Source organism: Schlesneria sphaerica, from assembly GCF_044336245.1.
Lineage (GTDB): Bacteria > Planctomycetota > Planctomycetia > Planctomycetales > Planctomycetaceae > Schlesneria > Schlesneria sphaerica.
On record NZ_CP172346.1, the window covers coordinates 3,094,307 to 3,115,652 of the forward strand.

The following is a 21,346-nucleotide window of genomic DNA, read 5'->3' on the forward strand; positions in this document are numbered from 1 at the left end:
GCGACCTTGCGAAGCCGCATTATTTGTGAACCTGCTCGTCTTTCGGCACGTACCACTCTGAGAGATCAAAGCCGGGCCGCAGACGGTACCACTTCACATTGCGGAATCGCTTGTGGTACGCCCCGAATTCCTTCGGAATCCAGAGAAACATGTACGGCTGCTCGCTGTCAATCACTCTGTGAAAAGACTGGTGAATCCGCTTCCGCTTATTTTCATCCAGCGTGACACGCAGCATCTCGATCAATTCGTCCGCAAGGGGATTGCTGAACGAAATCGTGTTACTTCCCCGTTTCTCGCGAGCCGCTTCCGAGCTGTGCCAGATCTGGAAGGGATCGCTCTCAATCGGCATCGCCCAGCGAAGGGCGACCGCATCACATTCCTTTGCTCGCAGCTTCTCGATGAACGAGGCCCACTCCATGGTCTGGATCTGCATGTCGATCCCGACGCTCTTGAAGTTCTTCTGCATGATCTCGCACATCTGCTCGTTAACAGGCTTTCCCTTGGGGAGTCGCAGCAGCACCTGAAACTTCTCGCCGTTTTTGTCCAGAATCCCATCGTTGTCCGAATCGATCCAGCCAGCCTCGGTCAACAATTCACGAGCCGCCTCGGGATCGTACGCAATCGGCAATACTTCACGGTCATACCCGGGACCAAACAGGTACTGCGTTCCCGAGACCACCACCCCGGCGTTGTGAAGTTTCTTGTCCACGAAATCCTGCCGGTCGAACAACATCGTCAATGCAATTCGAACCCGGCGGTCCTTAAATGGCGTCGCGAGCTGGTTCCAGCCGATATAGCTGAACATGGGTGAGAACCACATTCCGCGCACGTACGTCTCACGCGTTTCCTTGTCGAGCGTCGGCCAGTCCTCGAAAAACTGTTCGGCTGACATGTCGAAGAAGAAATCGATCTCACCCGCCTTCATCGCTGCCATCGCCGACACCTGGTCGATAATGAACTTGAAGATGATTCGATCGAGGTGTCCCGCCTTGGCAGGCTCCCAGTAATGAGGATTCCGCACCAGTTCGACCCGGTCGCCTCGTTCCCACTTGTCGACGATGTACGGACCCGTTCCCAGTGGTTTGCGGTTATAGCGATCATCCGTGTTGAAGAACTTGCCAAACTCCTGCCCGCGAGCACTGATCATGTTCTTCGAGGCTTCTTCTTGCGGAGTCAGCGGGGCCAGCGTCAGCTCACGACCGTTCTCTTTGAAGATCGCTTCAAAGAAATGGATCGGTGGCGAAAAGGCCGAGATCCCGTACGAGAATTCATGAGCCTTGAAGTACTGCTGTCGATATCGCAACCGAATCGTATGGGTCCCCAGTGCGGTGCACTCGACCAGATCGCTGTAGTACGTCCGAATCGAATCGCCATCGACATACGGACTGTTCAGCAGAGCGTAACCAAATTCAATATCTCGGGTCGTGAAGGGGACACCGTCTGACCATTTCACATCGTCACGCAGATAGAACGTCGTGTAGGTCTTCGCCTGAACGTCCTGCCATTCGTCTTTTTTAAGTGTCAGTGCCTCTTTGAGAGGATTTTCTTCTGTCCCCGGCTTAACGATCAGACTGCCGTCTTCACCCGGTTCAGATTGACCGAAGATTTCGTCTCCCGTCTTGACGACATATTTCCCAGCAGGAAATCCGCCGACATCAAGTTGACCGTTGCTGTCGCTCCAATAGTGGTAGCCCGTGGTCGAGGCGCCCAGAATTCTTCCGACAGGATAAATTCCAACCCAGGCTCCCCCTTGCGGTTGGCCTTCTTTATTCGATGTGACCAGAGAGATCGTTTTCGATTCCGCAGGTTTACCGTTAACAGGTGGGGCGACTTCATAATCGATCTCGAAGGAAACCTTGGCTTCTCCATCCTTCAGAGCGACACGGCGTTCACGCCCGGGATAATCAGGCGAGAGCTTGATGGAGTCTTCGACGACCCATTTCTTTGCGATTCCCGGCTCATACTCGAACGTCTCAGGATTCTGACGGGCCAGTCCTTCGTTGACGTATTGCATGATATACGTCTGGACGGCCGATGTTTCTGTAATGGGGTTCAGAACACGAGGCTCGGAATTGAACCGAATCGAGATCGCATCACCGGACACGGGCTGACTGGGTCTCGACTTGGCCCACTCGTTGTCAACATCAGCAGGAATCGGTCCGGCAAGTGACAGCGTTTCGTTGTTGGGCGGCATGCGGGGGATCTTGATGCCGTCCACTTCTGCCATAATTTCGATCTTCGGGACGTCTGGATAATCTTCCCAGTAGGCGGTCTTCGCCTCGGCCCCGTTGGTTCCTGATCCCTTCGACACCGATTCGCCACTCGCTTCGGAGCCAGTGTTTTCGGACGTCGCGCTGGACGAACCAGACGTTTTGGCCGGGGCGGGAGTGCTGGAGGTGGTACACCCCATCGACAGCAGAACACCAAGAATGACTGCACCGGCGAACTGGTGAGACCGAACCATAGACGGCATCCTTCCCTATCTGACACGCAGAAGACATTGCGAGACCGACGACCTGCTGTTCTGACACGTTGTGAAGCATCCCCGCTCCTCAAGGGTCCAGAATCATCGCACAATTACCTTTCAAAGGTAACCCGAAGATAGACGCAAGTCCAAATCACAGCAAGCATCAACTTCGTCTCCCCTGCTCGTATCATCCATTTGGTTCTCATCTCCGGAACAGGGATCTCCCAAACCACAAAGCGGTCTGGGGGAGCCGATCGGCTTCGGGCAGAAGGAAATGCGATGGGACGATCCGATCCGGATGCAGGCTGTTCATGATCGCGTTAGAATGCCATTCTGCACTTCGATAGAATCCTGCTCTCGATCTCAAGTTCGCCCCGTCCAGGCGGCGGGCATGAATATGACGGCGACCCTCACGACAACTGTCCTGTCCACCATGTTGTACCTCGGAGCCAATCGATGCGAGTGAATTTCTGCCTTGCCATTCTTGCCCTGATTCCGTTGGCGGAACATCTGAGCCCCAGCAGCGCACTTGCGGCAGAACCGCAGCCTCCACAAGGTTTCAAAGCAATTTTCAATGGCAAGGATCTCGCCGGCTGGTATGGCAATAATCCGCACAACGGTACGAATCTGACAGGAGACAAGAAAGCCGCAGACCTCGCCCAGCAGCGACTCGACTTCCCCAAGAATTGGACCGTTGAAAATGGGGAACTCGTCAACGATGGTCACGGTCCTTATGCCACCACCGAGGAAGAATTTGGAGACATCGATCTCCTGATTGAATACAAGACGGTCGCGAAAGCCGACAGCGGCATCTATCTTCGCGGAACGCCGCAGGTCCAGATCTGGGACTGGAACCAGGTTTTCGACCCCAAGGCTCCCACACGCCGCCCCCACCTCGGCTCGGGCGGACTCTTCAACAACACTCCCTGGACGGCGGGACGTGATCCACTCGTTCGTGCCGACCGCCCCTTCGGTGAATGGAACCAGTTCAAAATTACTCAGATCGGCAGCCGAACCTGGGTCTGGCTCAACGATCACCTCGTCGTCGATGGGGCTGTCATGGAAAATTTCTGGGACCGTTCAAAGCCTCTGCCGGCGAAGGGCCCCATCATGTTGCAAACCCACGGCGGAGAAATCCGCTGGCGAAACATCTTCGTGCATGAGATCGAGCCTGCCGAAGCACAGCAGCGACTTGCCGCAGCCGACAAGGAAACGAAGACACGCCTCGCGCGAGCCCTTACTCTGCACGCGTCGTTCGATCACGGACTGGATGCCGACTTCGCCCGGGGCGACAAGGCCTGCTATGTCGTTGAGGGCACGAACCTCGTTCCTGCCAAACCCAATGATGACGTTCGTCTCTCAGCCGATGCGGGCCGATTCGGTCAAGGCCTCCACTTCACTCGAAAGAACAACCTTCGCCCCACCTACAAGGATGGAGGTGTGCTTGGATACAACGACAAGAACTGGAGCACCACAGTTTCCACATGGTTACGTCTCAACCCCGATCTGGATCTTGAACCCGGCTACTGCGACCCCGTCCAGATTGTTGGCGACGACCTGAAAAAAGGCTTCATCTTCCTCGAGTGGTCCAAGGACGAAACGCCTCGGTTCTTCCGGTACGCCATTCGACCCCTCTTCCACATCTGGAATCCGAACAATGTCCAGTGGGCCGATATTCCTTTTGAGAAGCGCCCCATGGTTCAGGTCGCGAAAGCCCCATTCTCACGCGAAGAATGGACTCATGTGGTATTCACTCTGGAGAACGTCAATGACAAGAGCAAACCTCAAGCGGGTCAACTCTTCATCAACGGCGTCCGACAAGGGGCGATTGAAAATTGGGATCTCTCATTCGCATGGGATCCGTCACGAGTCCTGCTCGTCCTCGGTGCTGCCTACGTGGGACACATGGACGACCTGACCGTGTTTGACCGCGCGTTGTCCGTCGATGAAGTGCAGCTCCTTTATGGCCTCAAGTCCGGAGCGGGCGAGCTGGCGAAAATCGCAGCCGAATAAAGAACCTCGCAGCCCCTGGAACTCAGACCGTTGACGACGACAGCCCATGAAGCGTTTCTCTTTATGGGCTGTCACCTTAAAACCACGTGTCATCAACATGTGTTCTCAGGTAGTGGGGCCTCGCAGTTCGGCCAGCCACGCAGCCAACTCTTTAAGGTCCTGCACGTCCATCCCCGAAACCAGCTCGCGACGATGCACATCATGCACCGCAAGAAGATGGTCTGCGTGAAAGACGATCTCACTTCCAAACCAAACCCCATGTAGCCGGGACTCGACCATCACATTGTCGACAACACCCAGAAAGAGGTCATCAACTCGTTCTGAGATCCGGCCCCAGAAGTCTTCACCCCAGCCACGTGAAGGGATCACCCGGTCGGGTAAAGGAAAGAGGGATGCAGGGTGCGTATGCTTCAATATGGGTTTGGAAAGTGGCCCCGCGCACGAAGGACACGGACATTTCTCCGCGACTTCCTCATGCAGCGAGAATCGTGGTGAATCGATCCGCAGCTCGACGAATTGCCCCGGGCGGACCTGACGCTTCAGCACAGCAGGCGGAACGTGAAATGTCGCTGGGTTTGCCCGATGCATCTCAGCGCCGTCCACCAACTGGTAGTCGTTTCGAAACCGCTGATCCTGAAGTCGCTGCTGTAATCTCGACATCTCACCATTTTCAGCAAATTGGCCCGGAATCACGATCACACTCTCTTCTGCAGTATAACACCGCTAAGATTGGAATTGGCTGCCATTGATCCTATTCCGAGCCACGCGGATGCACGAACCCCCGCCTGCGTTTCGTGTCCCGATCGATCAGCCAATTCCCTTTGAAACCCGTCTCTTGACGCTGCATGAAATTGTATATACAAGTTTTTCACATGCGGTTCCAACGAGGAGATACTTGTGAAAAAGAGACGAGTCGTTGTCACTGGACTGGGATGCGTCAGTCCGGTCGGAAACTCGCCCGCGGAGTCCTGGAACGCATTACTGAATGGCCAGTCGGGAGTCTCCGCGATCTCCATATTCGACGCCTCCAACTACCCCGCACGGATCGCAGCCGAGGTCAAGAACTTTGGGACGACATTCCCAGAGGTACAAAAGCGATATCCCAAGTCCGGACGCAACATTCACTTTGCCATTGCTGCCGGGGCTCAAGCTGTCCGGGACTCGGGGCTGCAGCAGGCAGGATACGATCCGGGCCGCATCGGCGTTTACACCGGTGCAGGCGAGGGAAGTCAGGATTTTGAACTTTTCATGAGCATGGTGGCTCGCTCGTCCACGGATGGCAACTGCGATCTCCCCGCCTTCAATCAGCTCGTGCTGGCCAATCTCGACGCCGCGAAAGAGATGGAGCAGGAACCGCACATGGTATCCGCTCATCTCGCAGCGGAGTTCGGTTTCGAAGGCCCCAATCTCAACACCCTCACGGCCTGTGCCGCAGCCGCTCAAGCCATCGGGGAATCCGCCAAACTGATCGAAGATGGACTCCTCGATGCAGCACTGACGGGCGGCAGCAGCTCCATGATTCATCCGTTCGGAGTCACTGGTTTTTGTCTGTTGACGACTCTGTCGACGCGTAACGATGACCCCACCAGGGCATCGCGACCCTTCGATCTGGACCGTAATGGTTTTGTCCTGGGAGAAGGGGCAGGGATCATCATTCTGGAAGAATACGAAGCGGCGCGACGGCGTGGGGCCCCGATCTACGCCGAGCTGACCGGGTACGGTTCCACCGCCGATGCCTACCGCGTGACGGACATTCATCCCGAAGGGAGGGGAGCCGTCACCGCGATGAAGCTGGCTCTTCAGGAAGCCCGCTTGAACCCCTCCGACGTCAGCTACCTCAATGCGCATGGAACCAGCACCAAGGCGAACGACGCACTGGAAACTCTGGCCATCCGCAAGGTCTTTGGAACTGCCGCCGATCATCTTCCTGTCAGCAGCACCAAAAGCATGACAGGTCATCTGGTCGCAGCCGGCGGTGGGATCGAAGCCGTCTTCTCCGTCATGGCCATCGGCGCCAACGTCATCCCGCCGACAATGAACTACGAGACCCCAGACCCTCAGTGTGATCTGGATTACGTCCCACTCACCGCGCGGGAACTGCCCGTTTCGCACGTTCTCTCCAACAGCTTTGGCTTCGGCGGTCAGAACGTGTCGCTCCTGTTCTCGCAAATCTAGGTGAATCCCCCGTAAGATTCTCCCCCCGAAGTTTCCTCGTGATCGCCATTCCGCGCGGTCCGTTAATACCTGACAAGGACGTCCCATGGAAATGCGCCGCGCGGTCATCACTGGCCTCGGAACAGTGAACCCCTTAGCCAACAATATGCCCGACTTCTGGAAGGCGGTCTGCGACGGTCAGTCTGCGGTGGGCACGATCTCCCGATTCGATGCTTCTAACTACCGCACCCGGATCGCCGCCGAAGTCAAAAACTTCCAGCCGGACGAAATTCTCGGAGGCAAACAGGCAAAAAGGCTCGACCGTTATGCGCAATACGGACTGGTCGCCGCAATCGAAGCCCTGAAAGACGCGGGACTCGACCCGACAAGCGGCGACCCCCGGCGAGCCGCCGTCGTCGTCGGAACCGGCATCGGCGGGATGGAAGTCTTCGAGGAAGAGAGCATCAAGCTCCAGCACGTCGGCCCCGGACGCGTCAGCCCGTTCTTCGTTCCCCGCATCATGCCCAACGCGGCGGCCGCGGCGATTTCGATTCACTTCGGGGTCACCGGCCCCTGCTTCAGTGTCTCATCCGCGTGCGCATCGGCCGCTGACGCCATTTCCACCGCCCGTGACCTGATTCGCACCGGACGGAGTGACATCGTGATCACTGGCGGAGCAGAGGCTCCCATCACACCGCTCGGCCTGGCTGGCTTCTGCGCTGCACGATCTCTCTCCGAACGAAACGATGCTCCCACCCAGGCCAGTCGCCCCTTCGATCGGGGACGCGACGGATTTGTGCTGGGTGAAGGGGCTGGAATCCTCGTCCTTGAAGATTATGAACACGCCCTCCACCGGGGCGCCCGGATCTACTGCGAAATCGTGGGGTGCGGACAGACCGCCGATGCCCATCACATGACGGCTCCCAATCCGTCGGGTGCCGGTGCAGCGGAGGCGATGCGCGCTGCCATGCAGGATGCCCACGTCATGCCCGAGCAAATTCCCTACATCAACGCACATGCCACCAGCACGGAACTCGGAGACGCCGCCGAAGCGACAGCGATCCGGACCGCATTTGGCGAACGAGCGGCCGATCGACTTTCAATCAGCTGCACCAAAAGCCTGATCGGCCACCTCTGTGGCGCAAGTGGTAGTGTGGCCGCTGCCGTCATCGCGATGTCCATCCGCGACGGTGTCATTCACCCGACGCTGAACTTTGACGAACCATCCGAAGAATGGCTGAAAAAGACTGTCCATACATCCCCCGTCGATGAAAAAATTCGAATGGGTATGCTCAACAGTTTCGGTTTTGGCGGCCATAATTCGTCCATCATCCTGGCCGCCGTCGAGAACTGAAGTTCACGCCGGCAGGATGAAAAGCTCCAGCAACATGGTCCGACAACTTGAACATCAGGGGAGATGCGAATGAACTTGGCCACCAGACGAACCACTCTTCGAATCCAGCCGTTCAGCCTGCTGACGGTCACCCTTCTGATGATCCTTTTCGGAGGTGCCCCGGCACACGCCGAACACGATGGCAAAGTTCAGATTCTGCTGCTGGGCGACAGCACGACAGAAGGGATCATCCCCAAACAACATGTCCCGAAAGGACCTCACCTGGAAGACGTCATTCGGGAACTCCTGGCCGCTGAACAGGATTTGCCTCCGACCAATGTCATCAATCTGGGTTTGAGCGGCGAATACATCCGCCGACTGCTCGACTCGGGCCGCTACGACAAGGAAGCTGCAAAGCTCCCCGGTATCGATTACGTGCTCATTCGCTACGGCTTGAATGACGTCGGCCGCCGTGAAAACTTCGACGAGAACTTTGCCAGGGATTATCACGAACTCATCGAGCGGCTGAAGACCGACCATCCGAAGGCCACCCTCATCGTGATGACAGTCATCCCCTACGGAAATGAAGCGTTGACGACGCGGATCAACCACCAGAACGTTGCAGTCGCCAAGGCCGAAGGGTTACTGCTTTTCGACATCTACCCGCGATACGCCGCGGAACTGGAGCGGGGGCCTGACATGCTCAACTACCGCCGTTTTCCCCTGGATAAAATCCCGGAAAATCGACGCGAATTTGTGAAGCCCTTCGTCGTCCCTGGAAGTTCCCCAACCGTCGAAGTGCTCGACAACCGCCTGGATGCCCATTTTGGACATCTTCCCGGCTGGTTCGGCGATCGGCATCCGAATCTGGCAGGTTACCACGTCATCGGAGACGAAACAGCGAGGTTCCTGACTCCCCTGATCAGAAAGCAGTTCGTGAAGCCATGAACCCTCAAGTGAGGTTGATCTCAGGCTAATTGATTTCCCAGTCTGCCTTCAGCGCATTACGACACTCGGCCCTCTTCATTCGAGACGACAGACACCCCAGTTCGCCGCTTGAGCGCGGCTGCCGGGGTGTTTCAGCTCCGGAGCCGTCCCGACACGTGTCGACGTATCCTCGACGATGTGTGAAGGAGCAGACAAGCCCCCCCCATCACAGAAAGCGGCCGATACATTCCCCAGAAGCCACAACCGTCGGCCTGCAGTCTGAAGAAGAAGTACTCGCCTGGGCAACGGAGACCTGACCTGCATCGCACGGCAGAGAAGAGCGGAGCAGAGCAAACTGCGGCCCCCCGGTTTCCTCTACAAGCCTTCGTCCTGCGGCCCCCCACTCCGCACAAACTCATCCTTGGCGGTCAGCATCCGCAAGGTGAAAGCAAGCGAATTCAACCGCGTCTCTGTCGAATCAGCTCGCGACATGAAGACCACCGGACAGGCCGCCCCGCACAGCACGCCGCCAAACTTGCAGTCCGCGGTGTACATCAACGCCTTCACCGTCAAATTTGCGGACAGTAGATTCGGGAACAGCATCCCGTCTGCAGCACCGACAACAGATCCACTGATCCGCTTCTTTTCCGCAGCGTCTGTCGCGTAGGCAAGATCGAACGAGAGCGGCCCCTGTACGATACATCCCGGCAATTCGCCCGCCTGGTTTCGACGAGCCAGTTCCGCGGCATCCAGAGTATCGGGCATCGATTCCGTCACCTTTTCAGTGGCCGACATCACTCCGATCCGAGGCAGTTCACTGGATGCTCCATCGCTCAACGCCGTCGCCACGTCGACCATACTCCGCAGAATATCTGCTTTCTGCTCCAGCGTGGGCTGAATGGTGATCCCGGTGTCCGACAACAGGAAACGCCGGGAATCCCTTGCTATTTCCATCAATACAACCTGACAGATGCAACGTTCCGTTCGCAGGCCATTCTCACGAGAAAGCACCGCTTTCATGAGATCTGGCGTCGCAATCTGCCCCTTCATCAGCAGACTCGCCCGCCCCGCCTTCACTTCCGCGACTGCAGCCACAGCGGGTTGGTCACTGTCAATCAATTGAAACTCGGACAACTCAATATCAAGGTCGTGAGCCAGCGACTCAATCTCAGCAACCGAGCCTGTCAGGATCGGCTTCACCCACCCGCGCCGCTGAGCGATCGATAACGCTTCCAGAACCGTTCGATCTGCCCCTCCCGCAGCCACGACGGGCAGGGGAGACGCCAACTGATCCGCTAACTGGTAGAGAGAGCCAAAACTCAGCAGTGACATCGGGACCTCACAAACAACAGCAATCCAAGACCATAAAACAAAAAAGCCTTCCTCAGCAATACTGCTGAAGAAGGCTATCTATTTCACGCGCCCACAACGCCTGACCCGATCGATCAAGTCGTTGCGATCGAACGGGCAGCTCCGCCACGTCGAACGCTCTTGCGATCATTCTGACCGACGAACTCGATCAAAGCCTTTCGCCCGGCATCACCGAGACGAAACTCAGCCAGTCGCACAACGCGAGTGTAACCACCCTGACGTTCACGGAACCGGGGAGCGATTTCACTAAACAGGATCGCCACAGCTTCTTTGCTACGCAGAGCAGCAAATGCTCGGCGACGCAGTGATACGGCGGGAGCGATCGCGGCATTCCACTTCTGCCAACGATCAGACTTTCGCCACTCTTCCCATTCAGCACTGCCTCGAGCAGCCGAAGTCGCGAACTGAGCAGCAGCATCCTGGTGGGCAAGAGCCTTCTTGCCCATCGTGATCAGCTTCTCGACCACGGGACGCAGTTCTTTGGCCTTCTCGACGGTTGTGATAATACGTCCAGGCACCTTAGGAGCATTGCCGCTGGCAGCGTCCGGCTTGCTGGAACAAATCAGACTGGTCGCCATGTTGCGGAACATCGAGTTTCGGTGACTCTGATTCCGGCCCAGTTTTCGTCCGCTTTTTCGATGTCGCATGATCTGTTCAAAACCATATCAAGTATGTTGCGAGCGGCCCAGACGTCGAAACGGACTGAACCGGAAAGCTGTACTTTACCCGACTGACAACCTGAACGCGAGCAACGCGCATCAGGGGCCAATCACTCCAAAAATCTCTTCTAGCGATCGCGCTGCTGCATCGATTGCGGCAATCGCATCCCCAGACGCAAGTTGATCGACGTCAACCGCTCACGAACTTCCTGCAATGTCGTGTCACCGAAGTTGCGGACCTGCAGCAACTGGTCTTCCGTCCTTGTCACCAAGTCGCGAACGGTATTGATCCCTTCGGACTCGAGACAGTTCGTCGCCCGCACCGACAAATTCAGTTCAGCCAAACTACGTGACAACCGTTCTTCCAACTCCAGATCAACCGGAGCGTATCCCGTCGACTCATGCATATTACGCAGGCCGCTGTCGGGGAACGTTTCGGGACCAGGCTCACGATAAGTGATGATCGGATTGAGATGCTTACGCAGAATCTTGGCAGACTCAACCAAAGCCATCTCAGGTGTGACGGTCCCGTTAGTCCAGATCTCAAGAATCAATCGGTCATAGTTCGTCCGCTGCCCAACGCGCGTCTCTTCGATCTTGTAACGAACACGCGTGATCGGCGAGAAAATGGCGTCGATGGGGATCACCCCAACTTCATTCTGATGCTCGGGCTGTTCCGAGACCGGGGAATAACCGCGACCATTCTCAACCTGAATCTCGATGTTCAGCGAGACGTCGTCAGTCATCGTCGCGATGACCAAATCCTTGTTGTAGACTTCAACCTGGTCATCAACAATGATATCCGCAGCGGTCACCACGCCACGTTCATGACGCTCAATACGCAACGTCTTTGGAACCAAAGCGTGATTCTTAACAACAACCGACTTCAAATTCAGACAGATGTCCGTGACGTCTTCAACGATACCGGGGATGGTGGTGAATTCGTGCTGGACACCCTGAATCTTGATCCGTGTGACCGAACTACCTTCCAGGCTCGACAGCAAAATCCGTCGCAAACTGTTTCCGATCGTCGCACCAAAGCCACGCTCGAATGGCTCGATCACAAATTTGCCGTACGTGCTCGTCAGGGTCTCTTTCTCGGTGACGACCCGATTCGGCAATTCAAGGCCGCGCCAGCGAATTCTCATTGAATAATCACCTACAAACGTCGAAAATCGTACCCACGAACGCCCGAACCAAAGGTATCAGACGCGTCGCTTCTTCCGTGGCCGACACCCATTATGCGGGATTGGCGTAATATCCTCAATCGAGCGAACCACGACACCCGAGGTCTGAAGACCGGTAATCGCGCTCTCACGACCGGAGCCAGGACCTTTGACCTGGACTTCCATTTCCTTCATACCGAACTTCGCGGCCCGTTCCGAACAGGTCTCGGCAGCTCGCTGTGCAGCGAACGGGGTGCTCTTACGGCTCCCCTTGAAACCAACGGTCCCGGCCGAAGCCCAGCACAGCACGTCACCGTTTACGTCGGTGATGGTCACGATCGTGTTGTTGAATGTCGCCTGAATGTGCGCAATACCACGGGTGATATTTCGTCGCACCTTGCGTTTTTTAACTTTTGCCATAACGAAACCTGTAGTCCAAATTCAACAACCCGGAGACACACTTGTGCAGGGCAGATTACTGTGCAGATGGCAATTACGCCACCCAATGGAACAAATACGCCTGACTGGCCGAACGAGACATCGACTGAATCGAATTTCGATCAGTGCTTCATGTCCTTGACGCCCTTCTTACCGGCAACCGTCTTCTTAACGCCCTTACGCGTACGGGCGTTAGTGCGTGTACGCTGACCGCGAACGGGCAGGTTGCGGCGATGACGAAGCCCGCGATAGCTCTGAATATCTCGGAGACGAGCGATGTTCTGCTGAATCGTACGACGGAGCTGACCTTCAACGAGGTAGTCCTTGTCGAGCAATCCAGTGATCCGGGACACGGTCTCGTCGGTCAACGCCGACGCCTTCAGGAAGGGATCAATCCCTAACCGGAAGCAGATCTCAGCCGCGACCCAATCACCGATGCCGTAGATGTACTGCAACGCCACCACGACATGCTTGTCGTTCGGCAAATCCACACCCTGAATACGCGGCATAACTCATCACCCAATCGAAAAACTTTTTATTGACTACCCAACGCCCAACGAGTCTTGTTAACCCTGTCGCTGCTTATGGCGTGGGTTGGTTGAGCAAATGATATATACGCGACCTTTGCGGCGGACAACCTTACAGCCTTCGCAAATCAACTTTACGCTAGCACGAACCTTCATCGTCTCTACTCCTGCACGTCAAGCAACCCGGGTTGTTGGCGGGCCACGAGGTAGCTGTCTATCTTGTGAATCAAATCGATCGCCACAGAAACGCAAATCAACAAGCCAGTTCCGCCGTAGAAACTCGAAACCGTGGCATCGAGATTCAGCAGTCCGGAAATCACCGTTGGAATGACCGCCACCAGGGACAGGAATGCCGCCCCGACGTAGGTCACTCGGGTCATCACTCGCTCCAGATACGCCGCCGTGCGATCACCAGGACGGTAACCTGGGATGAAGCTCCCGTAATCTTTCAGATTCGACGCCATTTCCGTGGGATTGAAAGTAATCGCCGTCCAGAAATAGCAGAAAAAGAAAATTAGAGCGATGTAGCAGACATTGTAGAGGAAACCACCGTGATTCGAGAAAGCACTCTCCAATTTCGTGAACAGCGCCCCCAAACCCATAAAATCGATATTCAACGCAGCGAGCTGCTTAAACGCAAGCCAAGGGAACATGAGCAGGCTCGATGCGAAGATGATTGGCATCACCCCTGATTGGTTAAGCCGCAATGGCAGATGATCGACGCGGCCGCCGTAGACCTTATTCCCACGTACATGCTTCGCGCTTTGGACAGGAATCTTGCGGGTCGCCTGCGTGATCAGCACAACCCACCAGACGACACCGAAGAAGACGACCACGAGAAGAATCAAGCGGTCAATCCCGGCCGAGCTCCCCAACCCGATTCCACTTTTGAATGCGGGTGCAATCAAACTTCCCAGTGCTGTCGGAAGGCGGGAGAGAATGCCAGCCATGATCAGCAAGCTTACGCCGTTTCCAACGCCATACTCGTCAATTTGTTCCCCGATCCACATCAGCAACACGCTGCCGGCCGTCATCGTCACCGTGCAGATAATCCGCATGTAGAAATTGTCAAACTCAGGCAGAATGATTCTTTCACTGCCGCCAGATCCACCGGAAAGCACAACAATCCAGAAATAACTCTGGATGAAGCAGATCACCACCGTCGCATATCGCGTCCACTCGTTGATCTTCTTCCGACCCGCCTCGCCCTCTTTCTGCAGCTTTTCGAGAGGCGGATAAACCGTCCCAAGCAACTGAAAGATAATCGATGCCGAAATATACGGCATGATCCCGAGGCCGAAAATCGTAAGATTACCGATGTTCGACGCTGAGAACAGCGACAACATGCTCATCATCTGACCAACGCCACTGCCACCCTGGCGCGACAGGCTTTCTGCCAGCGCTTCCTGGTTGACGAATGGCAGAGGCATCGAGAACCCGAGCCGGTAGACCGCCAGTAGAACCAGCGTCAACAGCAGCCGATTTCGAAGCTCGGGAATCGAAAAAACGTTGCGGAGGTGCTTAAACATGAACTTGTTTATCCAGCATAATCTGCGCTGTGCAAGGATCGCTCGACTCGGCCACCCTTGGCAACGATTGCCGCTTCAGCAGACCGCGAGAAGTGGTTTGCATGCACGGTCAGCCGCTTCGTCAACTCGCCAAATCCGAGAATCCGAACAGAGACCTTGCCGTTTGGTGCCAGGCCGGCCTTACGCAGAGCGGCGATATCGACGACGGTGTCTGACTCGAATGCCTTGTCGAGATCTTTCAGGTTGATCTCAGCTACAGTCGGAGCGAATTGATTGTTCGAGAAACCACGCTTGGCGACTCGGCGGGCGAGTGGCATCTGACCACCCTCGAACCCGACGCGATCTTTATGGCCAGACCGACTGCCGGCACCCTTGTGCCCGCGTCCCGAGGTCTTGCCGTGGCCAGAGCCAATACCGCGTCCAACTCGTTTGCGTTTTTTCCTTGGGGTTTCAAGCCCCAAATCGTGAATCATCATTTAGACACCCACCTCTCTCAGCCGACCGATCTCTTCGCGGCTTCTCAATTGTTTCAGCGCATCGAACGTCGCTTTGATGACGTTGATGGGGTTGCTCGATCCACGAACCTTCGTCAAAACGTCGGTCAGACCAAGCGATTCTGCCACTGCTCGCACGCAAGCGCCGGCGATAATTCCCGTTCCGGGATTCGCTGGCATCAGCATGACGAGGCTTGAACCATACTTGCCAATCACCTGGTGTGGGATCGAGTTCTTGGTCAGCGGGCATCGCATCATCGTTCGGTTGGCTGCTTTCACAGCTTTCTCAACCGCGAGTGGAACCTCAACCGCCTTACCGTAACCGTATCCCACGCGGCCTTCGCCGTCCCCGACAACCACAAGCGCGGTAAAGCTGAACCGACGTCCGCCTTTGACCACGCAAGCACATCGCCGGATTTGGACGACGCGTTCCGGGGAATCTGAATTTGATTTATCACCCGCCACTTTGTTTATCTCCAGACACCCAGACACGTAACCAAAAGGTCAATCGACTTAGAAATCCAACCCAGCAGCACGGGCTGCTTCTGCCAACTTCGCCAGACGACCATGGAACCGGTAAGGGCCACGATCATAAGAAACGGCCTTAATCCCTTTGGCCAGCGCCCGCTCGGCGATCTCGCGTCCAATCACTTCTGCTCCGGCACAGTTGCCACCGCTGGTAACCTTACCACGGAGCGCGGTATCCAGTGACGAAGCCGATGCCAGCGTCTGACCGGTCGCGTCGTCGATCACCTGGGCGTAAATGTGACGACCGCTGCGGAAGACAGACAAGCGGGGACGACCGCTTTTCAGTCGGTTTCGTACCCGAAACTGACGACGGCGACGTTGCGTCGCGATGATTTCCTGACCGTTCATAAAGACCTCTTCGACACCGTTGAATCAGCAAATGACTTGACTTAGCTACCGAACGCTTTACCGGCCTTACGACGAACATGCTCGCCCGCGTACCGAATGCCCTTACCTTTATAAGGTTCAGGCGGACGCACAGCGCGAATGTTCGCCGCGAACTGTCCAGCAGCGTGCTTGTCGGCGCTCTTGATCACCACGTGGGTGTTGTCAGGAAGCTCACACGAAACACCTTCGGGAACTTTCAACTCGATGTTGTTCGCAAAACCGACCTGCAGCGAAATAACATTGTTCTTCAGAGCGGCTTGATAGCCGACGCCGACGATCTCAAGCTTGACTTCCCACGGCTGAACCAGACCAACGACCATGTTGTTGACCAGGGCTCGCGTCAGTCCGTGCAGTGCGCGACTCTCACGGTTATCGTTGATTCGCTCAACAACAACAGTGTTCCCATCGTTCACCTTCAGGCTGATCCGGTTGTCGACAGGAACAGTCAGCGTGCGATTCCCTTTCGAGGCGGTTGCGACACCGTCTTTGAAAGCGAACGTAACCCCTTGCGGAATTGGAATCGGTTTTTTACCTACTCGCGACATTCTCTAGTCTCAATTTCTATACGCAGACGATCACCAAAGGACGAACAACACTTCGCCGCCGACTCGCTGCTGACGCGCCTCGCGACTGCTCAATACACCCTTGTTCGTCGAAACAATACAAACCCCGAGTCCCTGCAAAACCTGTGGCAGCTTGTCCACGGTCGAGTACACCCGGCAACCTGGCCGGCTGACGCGCTGCAGGTGTCGCACAACCGCACCACCGTCTGCAGCATACTTCAACGTCACACGGATCACGCCCTTGGTTTCGGCTGGCGCTTCGTGGCTCCAAATGTAACCTTCACGAGCCATCGCGTCCAAGATGGAACGATTGAGCTTGGAGTCAAGTACATTCACAAACGGGCTCTGGTTCTTCACCGCGTTGCGAATTCTCGTAATCATGTCCGACACACCGTCTGCCATAACGTCACCAACTCGCCTTCTTGACCCCTGGAATCATCCCGTCCAACGCCAGATTTCTGAAGCAAATGCGGCACAACTTAAACTTGCGATACACCGCTCGCGAACGTCCGCACAACTGGCATCGATGTTCGATGCGCGAGCTGAACTTCGGCTTCTTGTTCGCCTTCACAACATGCGCTGCCGTTGCCATTTTCTCTCCCTCGCTACTGCGGCGTCCGTGTCATCCACGGGATCGGCGTAGCTACTTTCAATTCAAAACCACGTACTGCTTAATTTCGTGACCGAGATCCAACCCGCTTGCAACCGAGGGAGTCGATTCGGCGATGACAGAGACTCAGGCGACTTGTTCTTTTGCGAATGGAATACCGATTTCCCGCAGCAACAGCAAGGCTTCAGCATCACTGCTTGCTGTTGTCACGATCGCGATATTCATCCCCTGCACGTAGGTGACGCGATCCGGATCGATTTCCGGAAACACTGTCTGCTCATTGAGCCCCATGCTGAAATTGCCGTTTCCATCGAAGCCCGTGGCCCGAACACCACGGAAGTCGCGGACTCGTGGCAACGCCAGGGTGATCAGGCGATCGATGAAGTCGTACATCCGTGCGCCACGCAGCGTCACTTTACAACCCACATCCACACCTTCACGCAACCGAAAACCTGAAACGGCGATGCGAGACTTCGTAACCTGTGGCTTCTGACCAACGATCGTCTTCAAATGGTCGACAGCCTCATCGATCCGCTTGCGATCGGCAAGTGCCTTCCCCAAACCCATGCTGACCACCACTTTAGTGATCCGTGGAATTGAGTGCACGTTCTCGCGACCCAGAGCTGTCTTCAGACCGGGAAGGATCGTCGTCTTATACTTTTCAAGCAACCGTGACATTTTCTTATCCTGACCAATTCGCCAGATCTACCGGCGAACGCTACGCGTCAGCCTTCTTACGACCAATAGTTCCCAGTGATGTCTTGCACGCTTTGCAGTATCGCTCTCGTGAATCTGCAGTGACTCGCGTCCCGACCCGAACGCCCTTACTGCATTGGCTGCAGTAAACCATCGCGTTTGAGCTGGCGATTGGCATGTCGCGAGGCACACGTCCGCCTCCGGGGCTGCTTGGATGGCCCTTCTTGACATGCTTGTAGACGCGATTCACACCTTCCACGAGGATGCGCTCACCGCCATCCAGCACACGCACAACCTTACGCGGAGTCTTACTGGCATCATCGCCAGTGACAACCACCACAAGATCACCTTTACGCATCCGCATGATAACTACCTTCAATGTTGCAGCTCAGACAACTTCCGAAGCCAGGCTGATAATCTTCATAAATCGTTGATCGCGCAGCTCACGGGCGACAGCCCCGAAAATGCGGGTACCACGTGGATTGTTATCGTTGTCAACCAGAACGATCGCATTGGCGTCAAACCGGATGTAGCTGCCATCGACGCGTCGGTATGGCTTCCGCGTGCGAACAACAACACCTTTCACGACCGCCTTCTTGCCCACGCCACCGTTAGGCAAAGCACGCTGAACGGCAACTACGACGATGTCACCCAGGCCGGCATAGCGACGATTTGAACCGAGGACTTTAATACAGCGGGCGGTTTTCGCGCCCGTGTTGTCGGCCACATTCACCATTGTCTGCATTTGAATCATTTAAGGCACCAATTTCCCAGACGCAATTGACAAGGAGTCTTTGCTGGCCGCTCGCCGACTGTTCTCTCGAGTGAAGGCCGCTACAAAATCCGCTAACACAACGTCTCAACTCAACACCGTCAACAGCAATCCAGGATCAGGACTGAGCCGATTCGGTGGCAGGAGCGTCGTTGTAAGGAATTGCCGAGTCCGCCTTCCTTGCGCTGGTCACGACGCTGACGACACACCATCGCTTGAGCCGCGACATCGGACGGCTCTCGATGATCTCGACCACATCGCCCACCTTGGAGACATTTTCTTCATCATGAGCGTGGCAGACGGTCGTTCCGGTCACCGTCTTCTGATACTTGGCGTGACGGTACACACGACGAACTTCGACCCTTCGTGTCTTGTCACAACGGTCAGAAGCCACAACACCAACGAGTCGCCTTCTCATAAATCATTTCCTGCCAGCCGCGGCCGAACCGAACGGGCTCTTACCAAATTTCTGAATCACGACATTGACTAACGAGTCTACATCACGAGTGACGATTGCAACGACTCAACTCAAGTACCCGAAGCAGCATTCTGCTTCTCGGCGATCACCGTCAGAATACGGGCAATCTGACGACGAAGGGATGACCGGAGGCCAACCTTCTTCTTGGCGTCATCGTGCGAACCGAATCGGTAACCGAACTCTTCCTTTGCACAATCGAGTGCCAGGTTCTCCAGTTGATCAACCGCCATCTGACGCAAATCATCGCAACGATGCACAATGCTCTCCGATACTCAATGTCGCCGTCAGAGAGCTGTTCCTGAAAGAAGGAACCAGCTCTCACTCAAATTGACGCGACCACTCTAATTCATCCGACACAAATCAGACGTGTCTTCCGACCATTCTTACGCGGACTGGCAGCTTGTAGGCGACGCGGGCGAAACATTCTTTCGCAGCAGCCTGTGAAACACCAGCCAGTTCAAACAAAACTTTACCAGGACGGATCACCGCAACCCAGTGGTCCGGTTCCCCTTTGCCTTTACCCATTCGCGTTTCCAGCGGACGAGCCGTCATCGGCTTGTTCGGGAAAATGCGAATGTACAATTTGCCTTCGCCACGGACGTATTGCGTTGCAGCAACTCGACACGCTTCAATGGTGTTTCCACGGATGTGACCAGCATCTAATGTCTGAAGGCCCCATTCGCCGAAAGCAACCGTTGCACCGCGCGTCGCGTTACCTTTTACGCGTCCTCTTTGCTCTTTGCGATGCTTGACCCGCTTGGGCATGAGTGCCATCGTTCACCTCCTCGTCGCCTAAATCGATCCAAACCTTGACGCCAATTGTACCCATCGTTGTCCGAGCGACCGCCAGCCCGTAATCGATTCGCTTTCGAAGTGTCGAGAGCGGAATCGATCCCCGTGCAGCCTTTTCGGTACGAGACATCTCTGCACCACCGAGGCGACCAGAGAGCTCAATCTTCACACCATCGACGCCAGCTTCCATCGATTGATCCAGCGACCGCTTGATCACTTTGCGAAAACTGCCTCGTTTTACCAACTGTTGTGCGATGTCTTCTGCAACCAGCACAGCACTGCGAGCGGGTTGACCGATCTCGACGATCTTCAGATCCATATGCCGACCAGTCAGGTCCTCGAGTTCACCCTTCAGACGATCAACTTCCTGGCCTTTGCGACCAATGATGATCCCGGGACGAGCCGTATGAACATGACAAATCACCTGATCGCGAGTTCGTTCAATCTCGACCTTATGAATTGCAGCGAACTCATAACGCTTCTTGACGAACGCGCGAATCTTGTGATCTTCGATCAGCAGGTCGCCGAACTCGGCTTTAGTCGCGTACCAGCGACTCCTCCAATCCTCGCAAATACCTAACCGAAATCCGGTTGGACGAACCTTTTGGCCCATTTGCCGAGTTCTCCATTCGCACTCGCCACGAGTACGTTTAAGTTCTATCTGTCACTCGAAAACTACAAATCTTCTGTCGACGAACATCGTCGGCATTTCGCCCGGCCCGATCTTCAGCTGTTCCGTGCTTCCAGACCAATCGTGATATGCGTAAACCGCTTCTTAATCATGAAGCCGATCCCGCGAGCATGAGGCTGGATACGCTTCAGCGTGGGACCCGATCCTGCGGTCGCTGTCGAGACGTAAAGCGATCCGACGTTACGCTCACCACGGTCTTCAGCATTCGCCCGTGCGCTCTTGATCAATTTCTCGATCATCCGCGCACTCCGATGCGGCATGAACCGCAGCGTGTCCAAACCTGCGTCCACTGTCTTTCCTCGCACGAGGGTCAACAAGTGATGAACCTTCGTCGGAGCAATTCGAGCGTATTGTAGTTTTGCAACGTAAGCCATGTTAACACCGGACCGAAAATGCTGTTGTTTCATTCAAATGCCAGGCGATTCGAAGCCTTCGAACCGCGCCTGGTATTCTGCAAACCTTACTTATTACCCTTGTTCCCGTGCCCGCGGAACAAGCGGGTCTGCGAGAACTCGCCGAGCTTGTGCCCGACCATTTCTTCCGTCACGTACACACTGACGTGCGTACGGCCGTTATGCACTAGGAACGTATGGCCAACAAACTCGGGCGAGATCGTTGATCGACGAGCCCAAGTCTTGATCGGCTCTTTCTTTCGGTTCGAGTCAAGCTTCTCGATCTTGGCAATCAAGCCAGCATCGATATACGGACCCTTCTTTAACGATCGAGACATCCTATTTTCCAACGAATGCAA

General features: G+C 55.6%; 28 protein-coding genes. 4 read left to right on the plus strand and 24 right to left on the minus strand.

The features are described from left to right. Window positions 1-19: 19 nt before the first annotated feature. A complete protein-coding gene (locus tag ACGY09_RS11200; RefSeq protein WP_397571614.1) occupies window positions 20-2,464 on the minus strand; it encodes an ABC transporter substrate-binding protein in 2,445 nt (814 codons plus the stop codon). A 459-nt stretch (window positions 2,465-2,923) separates the two neighbouring features. Here ACGY09_RS11200 and ACGY09_RS11205 point away from each other — a divergent pair, with 459 nt between their 5' ends. Then, window positions 2,924-4,480, plus strand: coding sequence for a family 16 glycoside hydrolase (locus ACGY09_RS11205; RefSeq protein WP_397571615.1), 1,557 nt, complete (start codon window positions 2,924-2,926; stop codon window positions 4,478-4,480). A gap of 105 nt (window positions 4,481-4,585) precedes the next feature. On the opposite strand, the gene ACGY09_RS11210 is transcribed toward ACGY09_RS11205, so the two are convergent. Further along, the gene (locus ACGY09_RS11210; protein ID WP_397571616.1) at window positions 4,586-5,140 is read right to left on the minus strand and encodes a hypothetical protein; all 555 of its coding nucleotides are present in this window, start codon (window positions 5,138-5,140) and stop codon (window positions 4,586-4,588) included. A gap of 237 nt (window positions 5,141-5,377) precedes the next feature. Between ACGY09_RS11210 and ACGY09_RS11215 the strand changes: the two genes are divergently transcribed. From ACGY09_RS11215 to ACGY09_RS11225, 3 genes are all read left to right on the plus strand, one after another. Further along, complete coding sequence (locus ACGY09_RS11215) at window positions 5,378-6,655, plus strand: beta-ketoacyl-[acyl-carrier-protein] synthase family protein (protein ID WP_397571617.1); 1,278 nt, start codon at window positions 5,378-5,380, stop codon at window positions 6,653-6,655. A gap of 85 nt (window positions 6,656-6,740) precedes the next feature. Next, complete coding sequence (gene fabF / locus ACGY09_RS11220) at window positions 6,741-7,988, plus strand: beta-ketoacyl-ACP synthase II (RefSeq protein ID WP_397571618.1); 1,248 nt, start codon at window positions 6,741-6,743, stop codon at window positions 7,986-7,988. 69 nt (window positions 7,989-8,057) lie between these two features. After that, a complete protein-coding gene (locus tag ACGY09_RS11225) occupies window positions 8,058-8,915 on the plus strand; it encodes an SGNH/GDSL hydrolase family protein (RefSeq protein WP_397571619.1) in 858 nt (285 codons plus the stop codon). Window positions 8,916-9,269: 354 nt separating this feature from the next. Here the strand turns inward: ACGY09_RS11225 and ACGY09_RS11230 are convergent, their stop codons facing one another. From ACGY09_RS11230 to rpsS, 22 genes are all read right to left on the minus strand, one after another. After that, window positions 9,270-10,226, minus strand: a complete 957-nt coding sequence (locus tag ACGY09_RS11230) for a phosphate acyltransferase (RefSeq protein ID WP_397571620.1) — start codon at window positions 10,224-10,226, stop codon at window positions 9,270-9,272. A gap of 113 nt (window positions 10,227-10,339) precedes the next feature. Further along, window positions 10,340-10,912 carry a bL17 family ribosomal protein gene (locus ACGY09_RS11235; RefSeq protein ID WP_397571621.1) on the minus strand — a complete coding sequence of 191 codons (573 nt, stop codon included), beginning with the start codon at window positions 10,910-10,912 and terminating at the stop codon, window positions 10,340-10,342. Between the two features lie 140 nt (window positions 10,913-11,052). Continuing rightward, window positions 11,053-12,072: a DNA-directed RNA polymerase subunit alpha gene (locus ACGY09_RS11240; RefSeq protein ID WP_373650156.1), complete on the minus strand. Its 1,020-nt coding sequence runs from the start codon at window positions 12,070-12,072 to the stop codon at window positions 11,053-11,055. Window positions 12,073-12,129: 57 nt separating this feature from the next. Further along, window positions 12,130-12,510 carry a 30S ribosomal protein S11 gene (rpsK, locus tag ACGY09_RS11245; protein ID WP_397571622.1) on the minus strand — a complete coding sequence of 127 codons (381 nt, stop codon included), beginning with the start codon at window positions 12,508-12,510 and terminating at the stop codon, window positions 12,130-12,132. 140 nt (window positions 12,511-12,650) lie between these two features. Next, window positions 12,651-13,037, minus strand: coding sequence for a 30S ribosomal protein S13 (gene rpsM / locus ACGY09_RS11250; RefSeq protein WP_373650154.1), 387 nt, complete (start codon window positions 13,035-13,037; stop codon window positions 12,651-12,653). Between the two features lie 57 nt (window positions 13,038-13,094). Beyond that, window positions 13,095-13,211 (minus strand): 50S ribosomal protein L36, encoded by a 117-nt coding sequence (gene rpmJ, locus ACGY09_RS11255; RefSeq protein ID WP_373650153.1) that lies wholly within the window; start codon window positions 13,209-13,211, stop codon window positions 13,095-13,097. A 5-nt stretch (window positions 13,212-13,216) separates the two neighbouring features. Continuing rightward, window positions 13,217-14,584: a preprotein translocase subunit SecY gene (secY, locus tag ACGY09_RS11260; protein ID WP_397571623.1), complete on the minus strand. Its 1,368-nt coding sequence runs from the start codon at window positions 14,582-14,584 to the stop codon at window positions 13,217-13,219. 8 nt (window positions 14,585-14,592) lie between these two features. Further along, the gene (gene rplO, locus ACGY09_RS11265) at window positions 14,593-15,060 is read right to left on the minus strand and encodes a 50S ribosomal protein L15 (RefSeq protein ID WP_397571624.1); all 468 of its coding nucleotides are present in this window, start codon (window positions 15,058-15,060) and stop codon (window positions 14,593-14,595) included. Continuing rightward, a complete protein-coding gene (rpsE, locus tag ACGY09_RS11270; RefSeq protein WP_373650150.1) occupies window positions 15,061-15,543 on the minus strand; it encodes a 30S ribosomal protein S5 in 483 nt (160 codons plus the stop codon). Window positions 15,544-15,591: 48 nt separating this feature from the next. Further along, window positions 15,592-15,954, minus strand: a complete 363-nt coding sequence (gene rplR / locus ACGY09_RS11275) for a 50S ribosomal protein L18 (RefSeq protein ID WP_373650149.1) — start codon at window positions 15,952-15,954, stop codon at window positions 15,592-15,594. Window positions 15,955-15,995: 41 nt separating this feature from the next. After that, window positions 15,996-16,538: a 50S ribosomal protein L6 gene (gene rplF / locus ACGY09_RS11280; protein WP_373650148.1), complete on the minus strand. Its 543-nt coding sequence runs from the start codon at window positions 16,536-16,538 to the stop codon at window positions 15,996-15,998. 30 nt (window positions 16,539-16,568) lie between these two features. Then, complete coding sequence (gene rpsH / locus ACGY09_RS11285; protein WP_397571625.1) at window positions 16,569-16,958, minus strand: 30S ribosomal protein S8; 390 nt, start codon at window positions 16,956-16,958, stop codon at window positions 16,569-16,571. Window positions 16,959-16,962: 4 nt separating this feature from the next. Beyond that, window positions 16,963-17,148: a type Z 30S ribosomal protein S14 gene (locus ACGY09_RS11290; RefSeq protein ID WP_373650146.1), complete on the minus strand. Its 186-nt coding sequence runs from the start codon at window positions 17,146-17,148 to the stop codon at window positions 16,963-16,965. 144 nt (window positions 17,149-17,292) lie between these two features. Further along, window positions 17,293-17,844 carry a 50S ribosomal protein L5 gene (gene rplE / locus ACGY09_RS11295; RefSeq protein WP_373650145.1) on the minus strand — a complete coding sequence of 184 codons (552 nt, stop codon included), beginning with the start codon at window positions 17,842-17,844 and terminating at the stop codon, window positions 17,293-17,295. A gap of 40 nt (window positions 17,845-17,884) precedes the next feature. Beyond that, a complete protein-coding gene (gene rplX / locus ACGY09_RS11300; protein WP_373650144.1) occupies window positions 17,885-18,226 on the minus strand; it encodes a 50S ribosomal protein L24 in 342 nt (113 codons plus the stop codon). Window positions 18,227-18,250: 24 nt separating this feature from the next. Beyond that, a complete protein-coding gene (rplN, locus tag ACGY09_RS11305; RefSeq protein ID WP_373650143.1) occupies window positions 18,251-18,616 on the minus strand; it encodes a 50S ribosomal protein L14 in 366 nt (121 codons plus the stop codon). Window positions 18,617-18,752: 136 nt separating this feature from the next. Then, window positions 18,753-19,052, minus strand: a complete 300-nt coding sequence (rpsQ, locus tag ACGY09_RS11310; RefSeq protein ID WP_397571626.1) for a 30S ribosomal protein S17 — start codon at window positions 19,050-19,052, stop codon at window positions 18,753-18,755. 110 nt (window positions 19,053-19,162) lie between these two features. Then, window positions 19,163-19,342 carry a 50S ribosomal protein L29 gene (gene rpmC, locus ACGY09_RS11315; RefSeq protein WP_373650141.1) on the minus strand — a complete coding sequence of 60 codons (180 nt, stop codon included), beginning with the start codon at window positions 19,340-19,342 and terminating at the stop codon, window positions 19,163-19,165. 130 nt (window positions 19,343-19,472) lie between these two features. After that, window positions 19,473-19,886, minus strand: coding sequence for a 50S ribosomal protein L16 (rplP, locus tag ACGY09_RS11320; RefSeq protein ID WP_373650140.1), 414 nt, complete (start codon window positions 19,884-19,886; stop codon window positions 19,473-19,475). Continuing rightward, window positions 19,825-20,517, minus strand: coding sequence for a 30S ribosomal protein S3 (gene rpsC, locus ACGY09_RS11325; RefSeq protein ID WP_373650139.1), 693 nt, complete (start codon window positions 20,515-20,517; stop codon window positions 19,825-19,827). The genes rplP and rpsC overlap by 62 nt, the downstream gene beginning before the upstream one ends. Before the next feature lie 113 nt (window positions 20,518-20,630). After that, the gene (gene rplV, locus ACGY09_RS11330) at window positions 20,631-21,002 is read right to left on the minus strand and encodes a 50S ribosomal protein L22 (protein WP_397571627.1); all 372 of its coding nucleotides are present in this window, start codon (window positions 21,000-21,002) and stop codon (window positions 20,631-20,633) included. A 53-nt stretch (window positions 21,003-21,055) separates the two neighbouring features. Further along, on the minus strand, window positions 21,056-21,325 hold the full coding sequence (gene rpsS / locus ACGY09_RS11335; protein ID WP_373650137.1) for a 30S ribosomal protein S19: 270 nt from the start codon (window positions 21,323-21,325) through the stop codon (window positions 21,056-21,058). Window positions 21,326-21,346 lie beyond the last annotated feature (21 nt).

What these genes read in the sequence shown, in the direction of transcription:
- ACGY09_RS11200 (WP_397571614.1), bottom strand. Translation starts at nt 2,464, where the DNA reads ATGGTTCGGTCTCACCAGTTCGCCGGTGCAGTCATTCTTGGTGTTCTG.
- ACGY09_RS11205 (WP_397571615.1), top strand. Translation starts at nt 2,924, where the DNA reads ATGCGAGTGAATTTCTGCCTTGCCATTCTTGCCCTGATTCCGTTGGCG.
- ACGY09_RS11210 (WP_397571616.1), bottom strand. Translation starts at nt 5,140, where the DNA reads ATGTCGAGATTACAGCAGCGACTTCAGGATCAGCGGTTTCGAAACGAC.
- fabF (WP_397571618.1), top strand. Translation starts at nt 6,741, where the DNA reads ATGGAAATGCGCCGCGCGGTCATCACTGGCCTCGGAACAGTGAACCCC.
- ACGY09_RS11225 (WP_397571619.1), top strand. Translation starts at nt 8,058, where the DNA reads ATGAACTTGGCCACCAGACGAACCACTCTTCGAATCCAGCCGTTCAGC.
- ACGY09_RS11230 (WP_397571620.1), bottom strand. Translation starts at nt 10,226, where the DNA reads ATGTCACTGCTGAGTTTTGGCTCTCTCTACCAGTTAGCGGATCAGTTG.
- ACGY09_RS11235 (WP_397571621.1), bottom strand. Translation starts at nt 10,912, where the DNA reads ATGCGACATCGAAAAAGCGGACGAAAACTGGGCCGGAATCAGAGTCAC.
- ACGY09_RS11240 (WP_373650156.1), bottom strand. Translation starts at nt 12,072, where the DNA reads ATGAGAATTCGCTGGCGCGGCCTTGAATTGCCGAATCGGGTCGTCACC.
- rpsK (WP_397571622.1), bottom strand. Translation starts at nt 12,510, where the DNA reads ATGGCAAAAGTTAAAAAACGCAAGGTGCGACGAAATATCACCCGTGGT.
- rpsM (WP_373650154.1), bottom strand. Translation starts at nt 13,037, where the DNA reads ATGCCGCGTATTCAGGGTGTGGATTTGCCGAACGACAAGCATGTCGTG.
- rpmJ (WP_373650153.1), bottom strand. Translation starts at nt 13,211, where the DNA reads ATGAAGGTTCGTGCTAGCGTAAAGTTGATTTGCGAAGGCTGTAAGGTT.
- secY (WP_397571623.1), bottom strand. Translation starts at nt 14,584, where the DNA reads ATGTTTAAGCACCTCCGCAACGTTTTTTCGATTCCCGAGCTTCGAAAT.
- rplO (WP_397571624.1), bottom strand. Translation starts at nt 15,060, where the DNA reads ATGATGATTCACGATTTGGGGCTTGAAACCCCAAGGAAAAAACGCAAA.
- rplR (WP_373650149.1), bottom strand. Translation starts at nt 15,954, where the DNA reads ATGAACGGTCAGGAAATCATCGCGACGCAACGTCGCCGTCGTCAGTTT.
- rplF (WP_373650148.1), bottom strand. Translation starts at nt 16,538, where the DNA reads ATGTCGCGAGTAGGTAAAAAACCGATTCCAATTCCGCAAGGGGTTACG.
- rpsH (WP_397571625.1), bottom strand. Translation starts at nt 16,958, where the DNA reads ATGGCAGACGGTGTGTCGGACATGATTACGAGAATTCGCAACGCGGTG.
- ACGY09_RS11290 (WP_373650146.1), bottom strand. Translation starts at nt 17,148, where the DNA reads ATGGCAACGGCAGCGCATGTTGTGAAGGCGAACAAGAAGCCGAAGTTC.
- rplE (WP_373650145.1), bottom strand. Translation starts at nt 17,844, where the DNA reads ATGTCACGGTTGCTTGAAAAGTATAAGACGACGATCCTTCCCGGTCTG.
- rplX (WP_373650144.1), bottom strand. Translation starts at nt 18,226, where the DNA reads ATGCGGATGCGTAAAGGTGATCTTGTGGTGGTTGTCACTGGCGATGAT.
- rplN (WP_373650143.1), bottom strand. Translation starts at nt 18,616, where the DNA reads ATGATTCAAATGCAGACAATGGTGAATGTGGCCGACAACACGGGCGCG.
- rpsQ (WP_397571626.1), bottom strand. Translation starts at nt 19,052, where the DNA reads ATGAGAAGGCGACTCGTTGGTGTTGTGGCTTCTGACCGTTGTGACAAG.
- rpmC (WP_373650141.1), bottom strand. Translation starts at nt 19,342, where the DNA reads ATGGCGGTTGATCAACTGGAGAACCTGGCACTCGATTGTGCAAAGGAA.
- rplP (WP_373650140.1), bottom strand. Translation starts at nt 19,886, where the DNA reads ATGGCACTCATGCCCAAGCGGGTCAAGCATCGCAAAGAGCAAAGAGGA.
- rpsC (WP_373650139.1), bottom strand. Translation starts at nt 20,517, where the DNA reads ATGGGCCAAAAGGTTCGTCCAACCGGATTTCGGTTAGGTATTTGCGAG.
- rplV (WP_397571627.1), bottom strand. Translation starts at nt 21,002, where the DNA reads ATGAAACAACAGCATTTTCGGTCCGGTGTTAACATGGCTTACGTTGCA.
- rpsS (WP_373650137.1), bottom strand. Translation starts at nt 21,325, where the DNA reads ATGTCTCGATCGTTAAAGAAGGGTCCGTATATCGATGCTGGCTTGATT.